We start from the raw sequence: 17,893 nt of genomic DNA on the forward strand, positions 1-17,893 counted from the left end.
TGGCGCTATGTTACTTGGCCCCGCAAAGTGGCCGGACGCTGAGGATTGCAGCATCGATACGCGATGCGCACCGTCTTATTGAATGTCGGATGTTGGGAGAAATCTATGCAGAGTGACCCTTTCAGCGAGATCAACGCCACCTTCCGAATGCTTTACGGCGCAAATCGCGACGAGGTGTTCGCATCGACGCCGCTTTCCGCGATTACACTGATCGGGACAGGGGAAATCTGGCGCATCGAGCATGGCGCGATCGTAAAGTCCTATCCGCCGACGCCGTGGCTTTCGCAGGTCAAGTCGCTGATGCATGCGATCATCGGCGTCCAGGGAACCTGGGCGCGCCTTGTACGCGGGAAGGACCTCGAATCCGCACGGCTCGCGGCTGTCCGCCTGAACAAGGCGTTGGAAGAGGCCGTGTCGCGTTTGTCGCGTGAGCTGCCCGCCGAACTCGTGTCCCCCGCGCAAATCGTTCTGGGCCAGCTCCTTCAGCTCTCAGTCAACTGGGCCGCAGGTCAGATGGCGACGCCTGCGGAGCTCCCGGAAGCTCTCGAAAAGGTTCAGGTCGAATATGAAAAGATCATCACCGCTGCAGGAGAGGCGGTGTACGCATCCATCGTCAGAGGCTTGCACAGTTTCATCGACGAGACTGACCCGGCCATCTGGGAGACCTGTCTCGTCTGCGTTTGCGGCGTGGCGTTTGGACGCCGCGACAATGTCGAAATCGCAGCCGCCATGTCGTTGATGGGCGAAGAGTCCGTCGGAACGCGGCTTCTCTATCTCGAGAATGCGCATGATCTGCCTCAGGCCATGGCGTGTCTGGCTGCGGCTCTCGCCGATAGGGATCTCGGAGAAGGCGTTTTCAACGATCCCTATCGCATGTGGCGCGATCTTCTGGGCGACGTCGCCGCCCGGCATGCCGGCAAAGGCTTCTTCCCGACGCTCGGCCGCGATCGATGACGATTGCGTTCTGCGCGTTGGCCAGAGTCGCCGGCGTGCGTCTGCAAAGCGTTAGAAGAGGCCCGTGTTATAAGCGGCGACGTGACTGAATTCGCCAAGGGCCATCGCGATGTTGAGCGCTTCGGCGGCCAGTGCGATAGCGACGACTCCAAAAATTCCTGTCGTGATCATCGGTCCCATGACGTTCTCCTTTCTGCGTTAATCAGAAGTTAAGGAGAGACGCGCGCTGGCGCTGTGCGCCAACGCACAAGCCTCGAGCGACCGAGATCGCCCGGTTCAAGGAGATTCTTACGCCGCTACTAGCGATAGAAAAGCGAGACCGCCAAGAAGAGCGCCAGCAGCAAACAGAGCGTCTGCCAAAAGATGAGGGGATTGCGTTCGTAGAGAGACTTTTTGCGCAGCGCCAGCGGTTGTCCCCGCGCCGAGCCGTTTTCGAGTTCGAAGGCGAATTCCAGCACATCGCCGAAACGATCGTCGCGCGCGACGGCGATCGCCTTCAGGATCGCGGCGTCGAGCCAGGCGGGAAGGTCGGGTCGCTTGAGGGCAAGCGGCAGAGGCTTTGAGAAGCGGGGTCTACTGAACGGCTCGATCTCGCCGTAGGGGTAACAACGGCTGAACATCCGATAGATGGTGACCCCGAAAGCATAAAGATCCGACGCTTCGTCGCCGGCGGCGCCGTCGAAAAGCTCCGGCGCCATATAGCTCGGCGTGCCGGGCGCATGTATTTCCGGCAAGTTCTCGAGGTTCGGCGCGCGGCAAACGCCGAGATCGACGAGACGCAGCCCGCCATCCTTGAGCAAAATAATATTATCCGGTTTGATGTCGCGGTGAATGACGCCGCAGCGGTGCAAGGTCGCGATGGCGCGCGCCAGGCGCGTCGCGATTGAGGCGCCCTCAGCAAGATCAATGCGGGGTTCGCGCCGCAGGCGCCGCTCCAGCGTCTCGCCATCGTAATATGGCATCACCGAATAGAGCCGGCTTTGTCGTCCCGGGAGCAGTTCGACGACTTCGCCGACGAACGGACTTCGCACCCGCGCCGCAACCCAGGCTTCATTGACGAAGGCCAATCGGTAAGCGGCGTCATCGGCGACGCGCGGATGCGGAAATTTCAAAACGACCGCTTTTCCGTTCTGCGTATCCGTCGCCCGCATCAGTCGACTGTAGCGCCCTTCCGAGAGAAGGCCGTCGATTCGAAACTCGTCGACAAGGTCTCCGATCGCCGGCAACTCGCCAATCGGCAAGGCTGCGAAGGCGTGCGACAAGGCGCGCTCGTCGGCGGGCGGCACATCGACGACGTCAACGACAAGCGCAGTGACATTGTCATGGCTGCCCGCCTCGAGCGCCGTCTGAACGATCCTCTCCGACGTTTCCTGCGGCCCGCCCCTTTCGGCGAGCAGCGAACGAAGCGTCGCGCCTGGCAACACGCCATGAACGCCGTCCGAACACAGCAGAAAACGATCATGCAGATTGAGACTATGCATGCCCTGATCAAACAAAAGCGCATCGTCAAAGCCCACAGCGCGAAGCAGCGCATGGGCGAAATCGCCGCGACCTAAGGTGTGATCTTTCGTCAGTCTTTCGAGGCTGGCGCCAGCGAGTCGGTAGACGCGCGTATCGCCAACATGGAGAATAAAGGCCGTTCGGCGCGACAGGATCAGCGTGCTGAACGTCGTCGCCATGCCTTCCAATGAAGGATCGACCCTCGACTGCGCCGCGATCCAGCTGTTAGCCGCTTCGAGTGAACGGGCGGCGGCGCGACTGACGCCCAAAGTCTCCGGCTGCGCATAGTAGCCGTCGATGAAGGCGCGCACGGCGGTTTCAGCCGCCGCGCGTCCGCCCTTGTGGCCGCCAACGCCATCGGCGACGGCGGCGACGACGCCCTGCAAGGCGCCGGCGCCGCCTGAGCCCAGGCAAAATGCGACATAGTCCTGATTGTCGGGCCGTCGGCCTTTTTGCGTCGCAAAGCCCGCTTCGATTCGAAGATCATGAACGACGCGGACCGACACGGCTGTTCCTCAGCTCAGATTCGCGCGCCGGAAACGGCGCCCCAGGTCGTCCGCCAGCGCGTCTTCACGAAGATCAAACCGACGAGACCGAGCAGCGCAAGGAAACCGAAGAAGACGAATCCGGCGGTGAAGCCGCCCGTCGCTCCTTTGGAGTAGGCGAGCGTCTTGGCGAGAAAAAATCCGCCAAACCCACCCGCGGCGCCGACGAGGCCGGTCATCGCGCCGATCTCCCGGCGGAACCGCTGCGGCAGCAACTGAAACACCGCGCCATTGCCCATGCCGAGCGATAACACGCCGACGGAGAACAGCGCCACCGCTGCAAAGGCGACGGGCGGCAGCTGCATCAGACCCCATCCCGCAACGCCTTTCGCCGGGGCCGGTCCCACCGGCAGAAAGGCGACGGCGAAATAGCAGGCGGAAACGAGAACGAACAGGAAGCACAACGTCTTCACGCCGCCGATGCGGTCCGCGATATAGCCGCCGACGGGCCTGAAACCCGAACCGAAGGCGACGATCAGCGCGACCATGAGGCCCGCGGCGACTCCCGTGGCGTGATACTGCGTCGTGAAATAGAGCGGAAGCGCCGAAGCAAGACCAACGAAGCCGCCGAAGGTGATGAAGTAGAAAAACATGAACCAGCGGCTGTCGGAGTCCGCGAGCATCCTGCCGTAATCGGCAAGAGCAATCGTCGTTTTGCCGCCGGGCGCGTCCTTGGCGGCCAGCGAATAAATGAGCAGCACCAAAACCATCAGCGCGAGCAGAACGCCATAAACGGTCTGCCACCCGTAAGCCTCGGCGATCGACGGCGCAAAGAGCGTGTCGAGCACGACCCCCATATTGCCGGCCCCCGCGATGCCCATCACCAGACCCTGATATTGCGGCGGATACCAGCGGCCCGCCTGCGGGAGGGCGACGGCGAAAGAGGCGCCGGCGAGCCCAAGGGACAGACCGAAAAGCGCGATGGCGATTGAACTACTCAGGCCAAAGACGCACACCAGAGATACGGCGAACATCACGATCGCCTGCGCGAGGATGCCCGTCATCTTGGGGCCGATCGCGTCGGCGAGGAGGCCGAGCGGAACCCGAAAGAAGGCGCCGCCGAGAACCGGAATCGCGACAAGCGAGAGTTTGTCCTCGACCGAAATCGGCATGTCTTTGGCGATGTAAATCATCAGCGGGCCGAGCGAGACCCAGGCCATGAAGCTGATATCAAAGTAGAGGAAGGCCGCAAGCAGCGTCGGCCAATGACCAGCCTTTTTAAAATCCGACAGTTTCATCAGATGCTCCTTCTTTCATGCTTGTTGGGTTCTCTCGCGCCGAATCCATCGCAGACTCGGCGGCGAGAGAAATCTTGATGAGACGTTGAATTTCCGGTTGGCAGGAGCCGCAATTGGAGCCTGCGCGCGTGGCCTTCCCGACGTCGAGCGCCGAGCGGCAGCCTTGGTGGATTGCGGCTTCGATCTGCTTTTGACCGACGCTAAAGCATGAACAGACAAGCGGTCCGTCATCCGCCAGTTGTCGACCCGAGCGACCGGACAATAGCGACAGCCGCTCTGACTGATCGAGACGATCGCGGGCGAAGAGTTCGAGCGCGAAATCCCAGGATTGCGCAAGGGGAGACAAAGCCCAGATGAGCGTTGCGCGGTCCTCAAGGAAGGCGGCGCCGGAAAAGAGGCTCTTCGTCTCATCGATCAAATGGATGACGTCTTCGCTCGCCGCAGCGGCGTGGATTATTTCCGTCCACTCGTCGTCTGCGAGATCGCCAGCGACGCGATAGCCATAGCCATTGGCGACGGCGACGCGCGCCCACCATACGCCCTGGGGCAACGTGATCGGGCTGCGGGAGAGAAGAAAGCCCTGGCGCGCGAAGCGCATAGGCGTGACGATGGCGGGCGTCGCCTTAGATTCCGGCTGTCCCGAGAAAGGATCGACACAGGGCGCGACAAGTGCGCCAATGCGCGCATCCGCGGCGGTTTCATCGGTCCAGTGAATCGGCGCGAAAATATGCCCGGCGGGCTGACGGTCCGTCACCACGGCGCGCAAGACGCAGCTTCCATAGGGCGTCGCGACGCGCGCAAATCCGCCGTCCTCGACTCCAAGATCCTTCGCGTCTGATGGATTGATCTCGACGAAGGGTTCCGGAAGATGCCTTGCAAGGCGGGGACTCATGCCGCTGCGCGTCATGGTGTGCCACTGATCGCGGATGCGACCGGTGTTGAGCCGAAGCGGGAAGTCCCGCGTCAATTCAGTCGCCAAGGTCGGCGTCGCCAACGCGATGAATTTCGCTCGTCCGCCTCGACAGAAAAAGCCGCCGTCGGCGAAGAGGCGCGCGCGGCCCTTGTTCTTGTCATCAGGGACCGGCCATTGCGTCGGCGCGAGCGCGTCATATTCGGCGTCGCTCAGCCGCGCGAGACCGCCAATGTCGAACCCGCGCGTTCCGTTATTCTCGAAAGCCGAAAGCGCGGCGTGTTCGCGAAACACGTCTGCGGCCGCTCCGTAGTCGAAGCCTGCAAAGCCCATGCGTCGCGCGACATCGGCGAAAATCGCCCAGTCGGCGCGAGTCTCTCCCGGCGGAGGCAAAAACGCGCGCTGACGCGAAATGCGGCGCTCCGAATTCGTCACCGTGCCGCTCTTTTCGCCCCACGCCTGCGCCGGCAGGAGCAAATGCGCGCCGCTATTGATCGTGTCGTTCGACGTCACATTGTCGGAGACGATGAAGAGTTCGAGCTTGCTAAGAGCGGCGCGCGCGGCATTGGCGTTTGGAAGCGACGCCGCCGGATTGGTGCCGACGACCCACAGCGCCTTGATGTCGCCGCGCGCGATGGCGTCGAACATCTGCACCGCCTTCAATCCGTCACGCGTCGCCATGCGCGGCGCGTTCCAGAAGCGACCGACGCGGTCGATGTTTGCGGGCTCGAAGCCCATATGGGCGGCGAGGCTGTTGGCGAGTCCGCCGACTTCTCGCCCGCCCATCGCATTGGGCTGGCCGGTCAGGGAGAAGGGAGACGCGCCGGACTTGCCGACGCGGCCCGTCGCGAGATGGCAATTGATGATGGCGTTGACTTTGTCCGTTCCCTGCGCCGACTGATTGACGCCCTGCGAGAAGCAAGTGACCGTGCGCGGCGTCTGCGCGAACCATGCGAAGAAAGACGCGATGTCAACCTCGCGAAGTCCGGTGGACGCTGCAGTCGCTTCGATCGAGGGCGCAAGGGTCCGCGCCACTTTCAGGGCGCCTTCCAGGCCCGCAGTATGACGACGGACGAAATCATCGTCGAAAGCGCCGACCTTTGTGAGATGGACAAACAAGCCGCAAAACAGCGCCTGATCCGCGCCCGGCGCGATCTGCAGAAAGAGGTCAGCGCTTTCGGCCGTCGGCGTGCGGCGCGTGTCGATGACGACGAGCTTGGCGCCGCGCTCCTCCTTGTTGCGCATGATGCGCTGGAAGAGGACAGGATGGCACCAGGCGGCGTTGGAGCCGACGAGCACGATGAGGTCGGCTTCGTCCAGATCCTCGTAACAGCCCGGCACGACGTCGGCGCCGAAGGCGCGCTTGTGGCCCGCGACCGTGGAGGCCATGCACAGGCGCGAATTGGTGTCGACATTGGCCGAGCCGATAAAGCCCTTCATCAGCTTGTTGGCGACATAATAATCCTCGGTCAGCAGCTGACCCGAGAGATAAACCGCGACGGCGTCAGGACCGTGCTCGTCGACGATGCGACGAAATCCGTCTGCGGCTTGATCCAGCGCGGCATCCCAGCTTACGCGCGCGAAGGCGCCGTCAGACTGACGGCGCATCGGATGGAGAAGGCGCCCCTCCAGCCCAAGCGTTTCGCCGAGAGCCGAGCCCTTAGAACAGAGCCGGCCGAAATTTGCAGGATGGGCCGGATCGCCAATCACGTCGGCGCCATTTGCGGACGCGAGCACGCCGCAGCCGACGCCGCAGTAAGGACAGGTCGAGCGCGTCGTCGTCGCCTGAACAGGCGCTATGCTGTTGTGCGAATTTTCAAGCGGCGCGGGCGCCAGGACTTCATCGAGCATGAGCGGCCTCAATAGACGTCCTGTTGATAGCGCCCGCTCTTCTTGAGCTGGGCGACGAAGGCGACCGCTTCATCGGCGCTGCGGGCGCCGAATTCGGCGATAACGTCGACAAGCGCACGTTCAACATCCTTGGCCATGCGCTGCGCATCGCCGCAGACGTAAAAATGCGCGCCTTCCGCGAGCCACGCCCATAGTTCACGGCCGGACTGGCGCATGCGGTCCTGCACATAGAATTTTTCCGCGCCATCACGCGACCAGGCGAGCGACAGACGTGTGAGCAGGCCCGTCGCCTTCATCGCTTCGAATTCGTCGGCATAGAAGAAATCGCAGGCCGAACGCTGGTGTCCAAAGAAGAGCCAGTTCCTGCCGGGCGCGCGGGTCGCCGCGCGCTCCTGCAAAAAGGCGCGAAACGGCGCGACGCCGGTGCCAGGTCCGATCATGATGATCGGCGTCGCCGGATCGTCCGGCAGCGCGAAACCATGCGCCGGCTGCACATAGACCGGAAGACTGTCGCCCGGCGCGATGCGCTCGGCCAGAAAGGTCGAGGCGACGCCAAGACGCCTGCGCTTGCCGACGATATATCGAACCGCGTCGACAGTCAGCGACAGGCGCCCCGGCGCCGCCTTGGGGGATGAGGAAATCGAATAGAGGCGCGGCTGCAGCGGCTCCAGCGCTTCGACAAAGGCTTCCGGGTGGGGCCGCGCGCTGGAAAATTTCTGCAGCACGGCGAGCACGTCGAGCGTTGCGGCGTCGCCGTCGGGGTCCTTGCCTTGCGCCAGCAAACGCGCTTTCTCGCGCTGCGCGCCGCCGGTGATGAAGGAGATGAGCTCGTAAAGCGCATCAGGCGCCGGAGCGAGAGAGACGTCGCTCAGCAATGCTTCGCGCAGGGTCTTGTCGCGCACCGGCGTTACATGCGAGGCGCCGAGCATGGCGATGATCTGGTCGACGAGGCCGAGATCATTTTTGGCAAACACGCCGAAACTGTCGCCGACTTTGTAGCTGATTTCGCTGGCGCCGAGATCGAACTCGACGTGCCAAGTGTCCTTTTCCGAGCCTTCCTTGTTCAGCCGACGGCGAGAAGCGAACGTCGCGCGCACCGGATTGTCGCGCGAGCAGCCGGGCGCCGCAGCGACGTCGGGTTCGACCTCGGCGACGATGGGCGGTGCCGGCGAAGGCTGATCCAGCTCCGCCGCAAGCGCCTTCACCATGCGCGCCGTGTCCTTGCCGCCGGGCGCGCAGAGATTGAGGCGAACCTCCTTGCGCGCCGCGAGCGCGTCCGCATAGGTCTCGCAAATGTAGCCGCACTGGCCGCAGTCCTGTTGCGCCATGGCCGCCATCAGGCGGCGACGCAGCGGACGGCCTTGGGCAAGCTGCATGCGCGATTCGAGCGCCAGCGTCTGGTCATGCCACGGCGCTGCGCCATCGTCGCTATCGGCGCCGGCCATCACGGCGGCGTTTGCCTCTGGCGAGAGCGGCGTGATCGAGCTGTCATCGGGCGCGGCGAAGCCGGCAAAGAAGCCGCTGAGCCAGGCGCGCTGCTCCTGCGTGAAAGGCGCATTCGGCGGAATGAAAAACGGCGGGGAGGACTGATGAGTCACGCCATGCTCTCCTCACTAGCAAGACGGCGCAGCGTTTCGATGTCGTGGCGGCGCGCAAAGGCGACGAAGGTTTCGTCCGCGTTCGCCCGGTTTTTTCGATAGGCGCGCAGAATTTTCGCCACCATTTCCGGCGCCTCTTCCGCCTTCACATTTTGATAAAACTCGAACGCAATGCCGGCGTCTTCGGCAAAGCCGCCACCAACCAGAATGTGATAGCCCTCGACCGTGTCGCCGTCGTCATTCACCGGCACGCGCGCGCCGATCAGTCCGATGTCGCCGATGTAATGCTGCGCGCATGAATGATGGCAGCCAGTGAGATGTATGTTGATCGGCGTGTCGATCGGCGCCGCCGCCTCGCAATAGGCCGCGATTTCCTCTGCGTGCCGCTTGGTGTCAGCCGCGGCGAAACGGCAGCCGAAATTGCCCGTGCAGGCGACGAGTCCGGCGCGAATCGGCGAGGTTTGCGTCGAAAGGCCGAGCGCCTCGATCATCGAGGCAGCTTCGGCAATCTGTGCGTCGCTAACGCCCGTGATCAGCACATTCTGCCAGACCGTGAGACGCAGGCCGCCGTCGCCGAATTGGCGCGCGATCTCGGCGAGACCGCGCGCCTGCTCGGGGGTAAAACGTCCGACCGGCAACATTACGCCGATCCAATTGAAGCCCGGCTGCTTTTGCGGATGCACGCCGATATGCGCGGCGCGATCCTGACGCGGGCGGACGGCGATCGCCGCCGCGTCGATGCGGAGCAGCTTGCGGCCCAGCTTCTCTTCGACGGCGGCTAAAAATTTGTCGAAGCCCCAGGCGTCGAGCACATATTTGAGCCGCGCCTTGGCGCGATTGGTGCGATCGCCATGTTCGATGAAGACTCGCAGAATCTTGTCGGCGACCTCCACCGCCTCATCCGGCGAAACGATCACGCCGGTGTCGCGCGCAAAATCCTTGTGACCGGTGATGCCGCCAAGCGCGAGGCGGAAATAAACGCCCGGCGCGACGCCATGCTGGTCGTTCACGACAACGGCCTGAAAGCCGATGTCATTGGTGTCTTCCAGCGCGCCGATCAATCCCGCGCCGTCAAAGGCGATGTTGAACTTGCGCGGCAGTCCGGAGAGCGAGCGATCGTTGAGGATGTGATGATGCATCGCGCGCGCATAGGGGCGCGTGTCGATGAGTTCCTGCGGATCGACGCCGGCGGTCGGCGTGCCGGTGATGTTGCGGATATTGTCGGCGCCAGAGCCCTTGCTCCACAGCCCCAGATCCTGAATCGCCTCCAAAATATTCGTGGCGTTTTTTGGCGCGATTTCGCGGATCTGGATATTGGCGCGCGTCGTCACATGCAGATAGCCGCCGCCATAATTTTCCGCGAGATCCGCAAGCCCGGCGAACTGCCAATGCGTGAGCGCGCCATTGGGAATGCGCAGCCGGCACATATAGGAATTCTGCGCCGGCGCGACATAGAAGAGTCCATAGTAGCGCCAACGGAAATTGTCGGCGGGCTTTGGCGGCGCATTCTCCTTGGCTTGAGCGACGAGGCGCGGCCATGCGTCGAACGGATGCTCCTCGCGCTTCCATTTTTCCTGATCGGTCAGCTTGCCGCCGGCCGCGGTGACGCGGTCCTGCGCGGATAAATGCGCGGCGTCGGGTCCCATCGGCTGCGTTTGCGAAGGCGGGGCCTTTTGTCCGCTGCGCGCAGAAAAGCCGGCTGCAAATCCTTCGAGATAGCGCTTCTGGTCGAGCGTGAAATCGACGGACATTTCAGGCCGCCTCTTGCATCGGCGGGCCGAACATCAATTCGTCGCGCATCGACGAAATATTCGCGCCGGTACGGATGAGATCGAGAAGATCGGCCGCGCCGTTCGTATCTCCGATCAGGATCGCGCCGACGAGCCTGTCGTCGCGCACGACAAGCTTGCGATAAATTCCCATGCGCGGGTCCTTGCAGACAATGCGGCGTGCATCTGCGTCGCCAAGATAATCGCCGGCTGAGAAAACGCGCACGCCGGAGACTTTCAGATTGGTGGAGACGACGCTGCCGCCATAGGACGCGTCTTGTCCGGCGAGGCGCATGGCGAGCACGCGGCCCTGCTCATAGGCCGGCTCGACGAGCCCGTAACAGACGCCGCGATGTTCAGCGCATTCGCCGATGGCGAAAACGCCTGGCGCGCTTGTCTTCAAGCCGTCGTCGACGATGACGCCTCGCCCGACGTCAAGAGCGGCCTGTCGCGCAAGGTCGGCGTTCGGCCGAATGCCGATGGCGAAAATCACGGCGTCGGCTGGAACCGTTCGACCGTCGGCGAACTCTACATTCTCGACTCGGCCCGAACCGCAGATGCGCGCCGTGTTGGCGTTGAGAAGCACGCGCACGCCTTTTTCTTCAACGAGGCGGCGCAGGATATCGGCGCCGGCCGCATCGAGTTGGCGCTCCATCAGCCGATCCATGACATGGGCGAGCGTCACGTCGACGCCGCGTCGCGCAAGGCCATAAGCCGCCTCCAGTCCGAGAAGGCCGCCGCCGATGACGAGCGCGCGAGCGCCTTTGCCTTCCAGCCGGGACAGCGCCTCGACGTCTTGCACGTCGCGAAACGTATGAACGCCCGGAAGATCGGCGCCTTCGATCGGCAGCCTTGCCGCGCGCGACCCGGTGGCGAGCACGACTTTCGAATAGTCGACGCTCTCGCCATTATCGAGAAGAAGACGCCGCGCCGCGGCGTTGATCTTTATGACCTTGCGGCCGCTCAGAACCTCAACGCCGGCGACGCGCCACCATTGTGCCGGCTTGAGTTCGATGTCATCGACCGACAATTCCCCGGCGAGCACCGAAGACAGCAGCACGCGATTATAGGCAAGCCGCGGTTCCTCTCCGATCACGAGAATGTCGTATCGACCCGGCGCCCGCTTCGTCAGCTCCTCGACGAAACGCGTGGCGGCCATGCCGGCGCCGACGACGACAAGCTTCTCGCGACTTTTACAATCCTGCAATCCAGTCATGTGTCGACTCTGCTGAACGGCCGAACGGTCCGGTCACAGGTCGCTTTGCCTTACGGGTGATGAGAACGGGCAAGACGACCAAAGCGCGACGCAAATTGCGAAATCGCTTCTGTGACGGAGCCCGACTTTGGGCTCGTTCCGGCGGACCGGCGGTCGTCGTTGACCAATGAGGGGAGTGCACATTTCGGGCCAGAGGCGCCGGCGTGGTTTTTCCCAAGGAATGCGGGCGTTTGGCGCTGACCAACGGAAGCAGGCGGCATTTTGCGGCGCCGAATGCTTAGGCGCGAGGCGCCTAACGGCTGGCGCTTTTGAACAGAGGTTCAGCGCTCACAGGCGCTGTCCGATAGCGAAGTCGGCGAGATAAGCTTCATAGCTGCGGTCGTCGAACGACGGTCCCGCAAAGGCCCCGATTTCGCGCTGAACATGCGCGCGATCAATCGCGGCGTCGTAGAGGTCCGGGCGCAGGACGCTCTTCGCGCGATCGGCCATCTCTGGCGAATGGCGCGTCTGCCCCCAGCGCAGCATCTGCGCATAGATCCATTCGGTTTGCTGTGGATCCGGCCGCATGGCGCCGTCTCGTCCAATGATGAGGTAGTTGGCGTCGCTTCGTTCGTCGCGCGCCTTAACGCGCAAATGGCCCGTGAGCACGCGGCCGATGATCTCGGCGTCGACGCCGACATATTCCGGCCGCGAGAGAATTTGCGAAACCTCGCCCAGGTTTTGCGGCGCGTCAACGAAGGCGGCCCCCCTGTCGAGCGCGCGGATCAGCGCCGCGACAAGATCAGGATTATCGTTGGCGAAGCTCTCGCGCAGCGCGAGGACTTTCTCCGGCGCGCACGCAAAAATCTCGCAGCCGAAATGCAGAATGACCCCAACGCCGGCGTCGACCGCGACAGAACTCCAGGGCGCGCCGACGCAAAAGCCGTCGAGCTGACCGCGCGTCAGATTTTCCACCATATAGGGCGGCGGCAGAACGATCAGCCGCAGGTCTTCGTCGGGATCGACGCCGCCTTCCGCCATCCAGTAGCGCAGCTGATAATTGTGCATGGAAAAAGGAAAGGTCATGCCGAAGGTCAGAGGCTCACGTCCCTCGGCCCTTCGCCGCGCGACGAGCTTGGCGAGCGCGCGCGCGGTTTGCGCCGGATGCGCGACCTCGCCTTCCGCTGCGAGTTCGGCATAAAGCGCTGTGGACACCGCGATCGCATTGCCGTTCATCGCAAGATTCATCGGCGCGACAAGCGGGACTCGCACATGGCCCAGTCCGAGCGTGGAAGCGACCGCCATTGGCGCCAGAAGATGCGCCGCATCGAAACGGCCGATGGCGAGCTTGTCTCTAATATTCGCCCAGGACGCTTCGCGGATCAGTTCGACGTCGAGACCTTCCGCCTTGGCGAAGCCCTTATGTGCGGCGATCAACAGCGCAGCGGCGTCGACAAGCGGAATGAAGCCGATTTTCACATGCGCTTCGCCGGTCATTTGAACATCTCCGCCGCCGTGATGACCGAGCGTGCAATTTCGATGATCTTTTTGTTTTCGCGCATGGCGACGCCGCGCATCATCTTATAGGCGTCCTCTTCGGAAAGCTGCTTCGCCTTCATCAATATGCCTTTGGCGCGTTCGATCGTCTTGCGCTCCTCGAGATCGGATTTGGCCTGTTCGAGTTCATCCCGCAGCTTCGAGAAGGCATGGAACCGCGATACGCACAGATCGAGGATCGATTTGATGCGCTCCTTTTTCAACCCATCGACGATATAGGCCGAGACCCCAGCGTCGACCGAGGCCTGAATCGACGCCGTGTCGCTCTGATCGACAAACATGGCGATCGGCCGACGCACCGCGCGACTGACCTGAAACATTTGCTCAAGCGTATCGCGCGAAGGGTTCTCGAGATCAATCAGGATCACGTCGGGGTCGCTGGCGTAGATGTGCTTCAGCAGATTGTGCATCTCGCTGATGCGCTCGACCTGCGTGAAGCCGGCTTCGCGCAGTCCCTCCTCGAGGATCAGCGAGCGAATGGGGCTTTCGTCGACAATGACGATCTTCAATTCACGGCGTCCAGTGAGCGCATGTAGGGGTCGCGCCAGCGGCGGCGCATCGCCAGTCTCCGCGATCCGGCCGCCGGGCCGCGACCAACGCACGTTATATCTTGAAGCGCAACGACATGCCCGCCTGCCAGTTCTTCATGATCTGCGGACCGTTGAGATTCTGATAGACGGGCAAACCGGCCTCGACCGCGACCGTCGCATTGTCATAGCCGATAAATTTGCCGCTGATCGTCGCGCCGCCGAAGAGTTCGACCCGCTGCCCGCCGTAGAAGGCCGGATTGGCCGGCACGGCGGGGCCGCGGATTTCGGGATCGAAGCCGCGGATCGGACCCTGCGTCGAACCGCTCACGCGAAAGGTGGTGGTGAGTCCGGGCGTCCAGGTGTAGCCGCCCCAGGCGTTGAATTCATGCAACTCGCCCCATCGGTAGCCCCCGGAAGGAGTGGGACCGAACGGGAAGCGCAGGCGATATTCGAGCAGGTAGTCCCAGGAATAGCCCAGTGAATTTGGGGCCAGAGGGAAGCGCCCGCGATAGCCGAGGCCCCATGACCACGGTCCCAGATAGCCTGCATAGACGATGCCCGGCAGGAAATCGAATGTGCCCGTGCCTGGCTGCATGCCATAGAATCCTCGGATGTTGCGGCGGGTTCCGTCGGGCAGGAGAAAGTCCTTGAACGTGGCCGTGTAGCTGCCGGCGGGGAAGGAGACGCCAAGCGAGAGCTGGATGCGATGGACGTCGTCCTGATAGATGCGATAGACGCCCGACAACGTGACGTCGGCAAGGCTCGTCGTTCCCGGCAAACTCCTGCCGAGCGGCAAGATCCCCGACGCGCCCTTGAAGGTGAGCGCGTTGAGATTTTTCTCGATCATGCCGGCCGTGAGGATAACGGCGAAATCTTTCGTGACGCCGTAGCTCAGTCCGGCAATTTGCGTCGCGACCGCAATGTTTTGCGGGATGATGCGCACAGTCTGCTTGGGATTGAGAAAGAACGGCACCGTCGTGACGATATATTCGTTGGAGACCGTGCGCGTTCCCATTTTGATGCCTGACAGATTGGCGAACACCGGCGTAATGGAGAAAACAAGTTTGCCAGCGGCCGGCATATCGGCGCCGAACACCCCCATGGGCGCCGGCGGCGGAGCGGGAGGCGGCACAGGCGGCGCGGCCGGCGCGAGCGATGGCGGCGGCGCTTGAACTTGTATCGCAGTCGCCTCGGACGGCGCGTGTTTGCGGGGCGCGGCGTTCGCGTCGGTCGCGAGGAGCGCGGCCGCCACGACTATCAATCTTGCGCCGCGCCATGGCGGCCGCTGGCGCATCGATCGCTGGGACTGTGCTCTCTTCATCGCGAACCTCATCTGCATCTCGCCTGCGCGCGCCCCAGAAACGAAAAAAGCCGCTGCCTGAACGCCTGCGAGGCAGACGTTCAGGACAGCGGCAATGCTGGGGGACCCTTCTTTGGGCCGGGTGACGTCGCAAGCGACGCCCTCGCGCCAAGGGATGCAAGCGCGGCGCCACCTACAGCGAGGCTTTATGGCGCGCGTCGCTGAGCCGCTCTGGACGCCAGGCTTTTGCAGGGGTTCGCGCTTGCACGCGCGCGCTTGTTAAAACATTCACGAGGACTTATTCGCGTCGCGCGCTTGCTTGCGAGGCGGCAACGAACGCCGAAAAAATTTGCATTCTGCCGTCATCGACGACAGCCGCTTTGTCCTTGTAGCCGCGTTTGCCGTGATGACGCGGCCTTCTACATGTCTTCCGTCCGACGTCCCTGTTTGGACAGGGAGGACGCAATGAGAGGATGTGAAACTTGTCTCGCGGCCGCCTCAGAGGGCCGCGCGCCGATCCTGCCGTCCGCCCCTTCGGGGACCGACGACAAGGCCGGTGGATTTCCGCCGACGGAGGAGGAGCGTGCGCGCGCAGCCGAGAAACCCGCCGGCAAGCCGCAGGCGCCGTCCAAGACGTAGCTGCCTCCTATAGGCGCCGCCGGACGCTCAACTCCCGCGCGACTCCCGAAGGATTCATCGCACCGGGTCAGCATTCGCCCAGTGGGCGCGGTCCAGACCTCTCGCCGCGCCCGCTCGGACGACACAGATGTGGTGTCCAACGACGACCTAAAATCCTAATAGCGCCTTTACATCATTCCCGCGCAAATTGCGGTTCGTCGTTCTCGATTGGTGAAGACCCGAAGCGAGAACGCGCCATCAAGGTGAGACACAATCATGCCTCTATCTCTCATAGGCTTAGGCGTCGCGGCCATTATCTTTGTGATCGCGAACAATCTGGTTCACGAGATGCGCGCGCGGCGTGCGCGCATTGATTCACGCCGCCGGTGAGCGCGGAGAAGACACATGCTCGATATTCTGTACATTGGCCTCGGTCTTTTCCTTTTTGCGGTCGTTGGCGCCTATGCGCGGGCCTGCGGGCGCCTTTAGGAGAACCGCATGTTTGAACCTGTCATTGGACTGATCGTCGCCGTTCTTCTCGGCGCCTATCTCGCCTATACGCTGCTCCATCCGGAAAAATTCTAAAGGGAGGCTCGGCGCATGCCGGGCATTCGCCATGACGTCCATTGGGCTGGCGCAAATCGCCATCGTCCTGCTTGCCGTTATTGGCGCGGCTATTCCGCTCGGCAATAACATAGCCACCGTCTTAGCGGGCGAGCGCAGCCTGCTCTCTCCCCTGCTCTCGCCCATTGAGCGCGTCTTCTACAGACTCGCCGGCGTTGATCCTGCGCGGGAGCAAAACTGGCTTGCCTACGCGATGGCCATGCTGGCCTTCAGCGTGATCGGCTTTGTTTCGCTTTACGCGCTGCAACGGCTCCAGGCCTATCTGCCGCTCAATCCTCAGGGCTTTAGCGGGGTTCCCGCCGATCTCGCCTTCAACACGTCGATGAGCTTCGTCACCAACACCAATTGGCAGAACTACGGCGGCGAGTCGACGATGAGTCACTTGACGCAGATGCTCGGCCTCACCGTGCATAATTTCGTGTCCGCCGCCACCGGCCTTGCGATGGCGTTTGCGCTGGTGCGCGGTTTCTCGCGCGCCGAATCTCCCACCATCGGCAATTTCTGGGTCGACCTCACCCGATCGACGCTTTACGTGCTTCTGCCGCTCTCGATCATCGTCGCGCTCGCCCTCGTTGCTCTCGGCGTGCCGCAGACGCTTCAGGGTTCGATCGAAGCGACGACGCTCGAGGGCGCCAAGCAGACGCTGGCCATTGGCCCGGTCGCCAGCCAGGAGGCGATCAAGGAACTCGGAACCAATGGCGGCGGCTTCTTCAACGCCAATTCCGCGCATCCTTTTGAAAGCCCCAATGCGCTTTCCAACATGCTGGAAATCTGGGCTCTGCTTGTCATCCCCTTCGCCACGGCCTTCGCCTTTGGGCGTGCGGTCTTCGACTATCGACAAGGTCGCGCGATCGCCATCACCATGATGATCGTGCTCGCCGCAGGCGTATCCGTCGCTTACTGGGCCGAGGCAGGCGGCAATCCGTTGCTGACGGAGATCGGCGTCGATCCTTCGCCCGGCAATATGGAAGGCAAGGAGGTCCGCTTCGGCCCTGCGATGAGCGCGCTATTTGCCGCGTCGACCACGGGCACGAGCTGCGGCGCCGTCAACGCCATGCACGACTCATTCATGCCGCTCGGCGGTCTCGTGCCCTTGTTCAACATGCTGATGGGCAGCATCGCGCCGGGCGGCGTCGGCGCCGGGCTCTACGGCTTTCTGGTGCTGGCGATCATCGCCGTTTTCATCGCCGGGCTTATGGTCGGCCGCACGCCGGAGTATCTCGGCAAGAAGATCGAGACGCGGGAGATGAAGCTCGCGATGCTGGCGGTGCTGATCTATCCGCTCAGCGTTCTTGCCTTCACGGGCGTTTCGGTCATGCTTCAGACGGGTCTCGCCAGTCTCAACAATGCCGGCCCGCACGGGCTCTCCGAAATCCTCTACGCATTCGCCTCAGCCACCGACAATAATGGGTCGGCTTTCGCAGGCCTGACGGGCAATACGCCTTGGTACAACACGACGCTCGGCGTCGCGATGCTGCTCGGGCGCTTCGCCTTCGTCATTCCCGTATTGGCGATCGCCGGCGCGTTCGCGGCGAAAAAGAAGGGCGCTGCTTCAGTTGGCACCTTCCCGACGCATGGGCCCCTCTTCATCGGCCTGCTGCTCGGCGTCATCGTCGTCCTCTATCTGCTGCAATATTTTCCGGCGCTCGCGCTCGGCCCGATCGTCGAGCATTTCGCGCTGCTTGCCGGAAAAACCTTCTAAGG

The 17,893-nt window shown here is 62.8% G+C and carries 13 protein-coding genes; 3 read left to right on the forward strand and 10 right to left on the reverse strand.

Annotated features, from left to right (window positions below; genetic code table 11):
* The first annotated feature begins 105 nt into the window (after positions 1-105).
* Positions 106-954 (forward strand): hypothetical protein, encoded by an 849-nt coding sequence (locus IYY11_RS15190; protein ID WP_246720007.1) that lies wholly within the window; start codon positions 106-108, stop codon positions 952-954.
* 51 nt (positions 955-1,005) lie between these two features.
* Here the strand turns inward: IYY11_RS15190 and IYY11_RS23330 are convergent, their stop codons facing one another.
* From IYY11_RS23330 to IYY11_RS15235, 10 genes are all read right to left on the reverse strand, one after another.
* Positions 1,006-1,134 (reverse strand): hypothetical protein, encoded by a 129-nt coding sequence (locus tag IYY11_RS23330; RefSeq protein ID WP_281431702.1) that lies wholly within the window; start codon positions 1,132-1,134, stop codon positions 1,006-1,008.
* A 119-nt stretch (positions 1,135-1,253) separates the two neighbouring features.
* Positions 1,254-2,960 carry a protein kinase domain-containing protein gene (locus IYY11_RS15195; protein ID WP_196404598.1) on the reverse strand — a complete coding sequence of 569 codons (1,707 nt, stop codon included), beginning with the start codon at positions 2,958-2,960 and terminating at the stop codon, positions 1,254-1,256.
* 14 nt (positions 2,961-2,974) lie between these two features.
* Positions 2,975-4,237 (reverse strand): nitrate/nitrite transporter, encoded by a 1,263-nt coding sequence (locus IYY11_RS15200; protein ID WP_196404599.1) that lies wholly within the window; start codon positions 4,235-4,237, stop codon positions 2,975-2,977.
* Positions 4,218-6,998 (reverse strand): nitrate reductase, encoded by a 2,781-nt coding sequence (locus IYY11_RS15205; protein ID WP_196404600.1) that lies wholly within the window; start codon positions 6,996-6,998, stop codon positions 4,218-4,220. Before IYY11_RS15205 ends, IYY11_RS15200 begins: the two co-directional genes overlap by 20 nt.
* An 8-nt stretch (positions 6,999-7,006) precedes the next feature.
* Entirely contained in the window at positions 7,007-8,596 is a 1,590-nt protein-coding gene (locus tag IYY11_RS15210; protein ID WP_196404601.1) for a sulfite reductase subunit alpha, read from the reverse strand.
* Entirely contained in the window at positions 8,593-10,347 is a 1,755-nt protein-coding gene (locus IYY11_RS15215) for a NirA family protein (RefSeq protein ID WP_196404602.1), read from the reverse strand. Before IYY11_RS15215 ends, IYY11_RS15210 begins: the two co-directional genes overlap by 4 nt.
* A gap of 1 nt (position 10,348) precedes the next feature.
* Positions 10,349-11,581, reverse strand: coding sequence for an NAD(P)/FAD-dependent oxidoreductase (locus tag IYY11_RS15220; protein ID WP_196404603.1), 1,233 nt, complete (start codon positions 11,579-11,581; stop codon positions 10,349-10,351).
* A gap of 327 nt (positions 11,582-11,908) precedes the next feature.
* Positions 11,909-13,057 (reverse strand): CmpA/NrtA family ABC transporter substrate-binding protein, encoded by a 1,149-nt coding sequence (locus IYY11_RS15225; protein WP_196404604.1) that lies wholly within the window; start codon positions 13,055-13,057, stop codon positions 11,909-11,911.
* Entirely contained in the window at positions 13,054-13,626 is a 573-nt protein-coding gene (locus IYY11_RS15230; protein ID WP_196404648.1) for an ANTAR domain-containing response regulator, read from the reverse strand. Before IYY11_RS15230 ends, IYY11_RS15225 begins: the two co-directional genes overlap by 4 nt.
* 94 nt (positions 13,627-13,720) lie before the next feature.
* Positions 13,721-14,941 carry an alpha-amylase gene (locus IYY11_RS15235; RefSeq protein WP_409455261.1) on the reverse strand — a complete coding sequence of 407 codons (1,221 nt, stop codon included), beginning with the start codon at positions 14,939-14,941 and terminating at the stop codon, positions 13,721-13,723.
* A 1,122-nt stretch (positions 14,942-16,063) separates the two neighbouring features.
* Between IYY11_RS15235 and kdpF the strand changes: the two genes are divergently transcribed.
* Both kdpF and kdpA read left to right on the forward strand, forming a co-directional pair.
* Entirely contained in the window at positions 16,064-16,150 is an 87-nt protein-coding gene (gene kdpF, locus IYY11_RS23875) for a K(+)-transporting ATPase subunit F (protein WP_083481374.1), read from the forward strand.
* A gap of 31 nt (positions 16,151-16,181) precedes the next feature.
* Positions 16,182-17,891: a potassium-transporting ATPase subunit KdpA gene (gene kdpA / locus IYY11_RS15245; protein WP_196404606.1), complete on the forward strand. Its 1,710-nt coding sequence runs from the start codon at positions 16,182-16,184 to the stop codon at positions 17,889-17,891.
* The last annotated feature ends 2 nt before the right edge of the window (positions 17,892-17,893 follow it).

The organism is Methylocystis sp. H62 (assembly GCF_015709515.1).
In the GTDB taxonomy this organism is placed as follows: Bacteria; Pseudomonadota; Alphaproteobacteria; order Rhizobiales; family Beijerinckiaceae; genus Methylocystis.

What these genes read in the sequence shown, in the direction of transcription:
- IYY11_RS15190 (WP_246720007.1), top strand. Translation starts at nt 106, where the DNA reads ATGCAGAGTGACCCTTTCAGCGAGATCAACGCCACCTTCCGAATGCTT.
- IYY11_RS23330 (WP_281431702.1), bottom strand. Translation starts at nt 1,134, where the DNA reads ATGGGACCGATGATCACGACAGGAATTTTTGGAGTCGTCGCTATCGCA.
- IYY11_RS15200 (WP_196404599.1), bottom strand. Translation starts at nt 4,237, where the DNA reads ATGAAACTGTCGGATTTTAAAAAGGCTGGTCATTGGCCGACGCTGCTT.
- IYY11_RS15205 (WP_196404600.1), bottom strand. Translation starts at nt 6,998, where the DNA reads ATGCTCGATGAAGTCCTGGCGCCCGCGCCGCTTGAAAATTCGCACAAC.
- IYY11_RS15215 (WP_196404602.1), bottom strand. Translation starts at nt 10,347, where the DNA reads ATGTCCGTCGATTTCACGCTCGACCAGAAGCGCTATCTCGAAGGATTT.
- IYY11_RS15220 (WP_196404603.1), bottom strand. Translation starts at nt 11,581, where the DNA reads ATGACTGGATTGCAGGATTGTAAAAGTCGCGAGAAGCTTGTCGTCGTC.
- IYY11_RS15225 (WP_196404604.1), bottom strand. Translation starts at nt 13,057, where the DNA reads ATGACCGGCGAAGCGCATGTGAAAATCGGCTTCATTCCGCTTGTCGAC.
- IYY11_RS15235 (WP_409455261.1), bottom strand. Translation starts at nt 14,941, where the DNA reads ATGCGCCAGCGGCCGCCATGGCGCGGCGCAAGATTGATAGTCGTGGCG.
- kdpF (WP_083481374.1), top strand. Translation starts at nt 16,064, where the DNA reads ATGTTTGAACCTGTCATTGGACTGATCGTCGCCGTTCTTCTCGGCGCC.
- kdpA (WP_196404606.1), top strand. Translation starts at nt 16,182, where the DNA reads ATGACGTCCATTGGGCTGGCGCAAATCGCCATCGTCCTGCTTGCCGTT.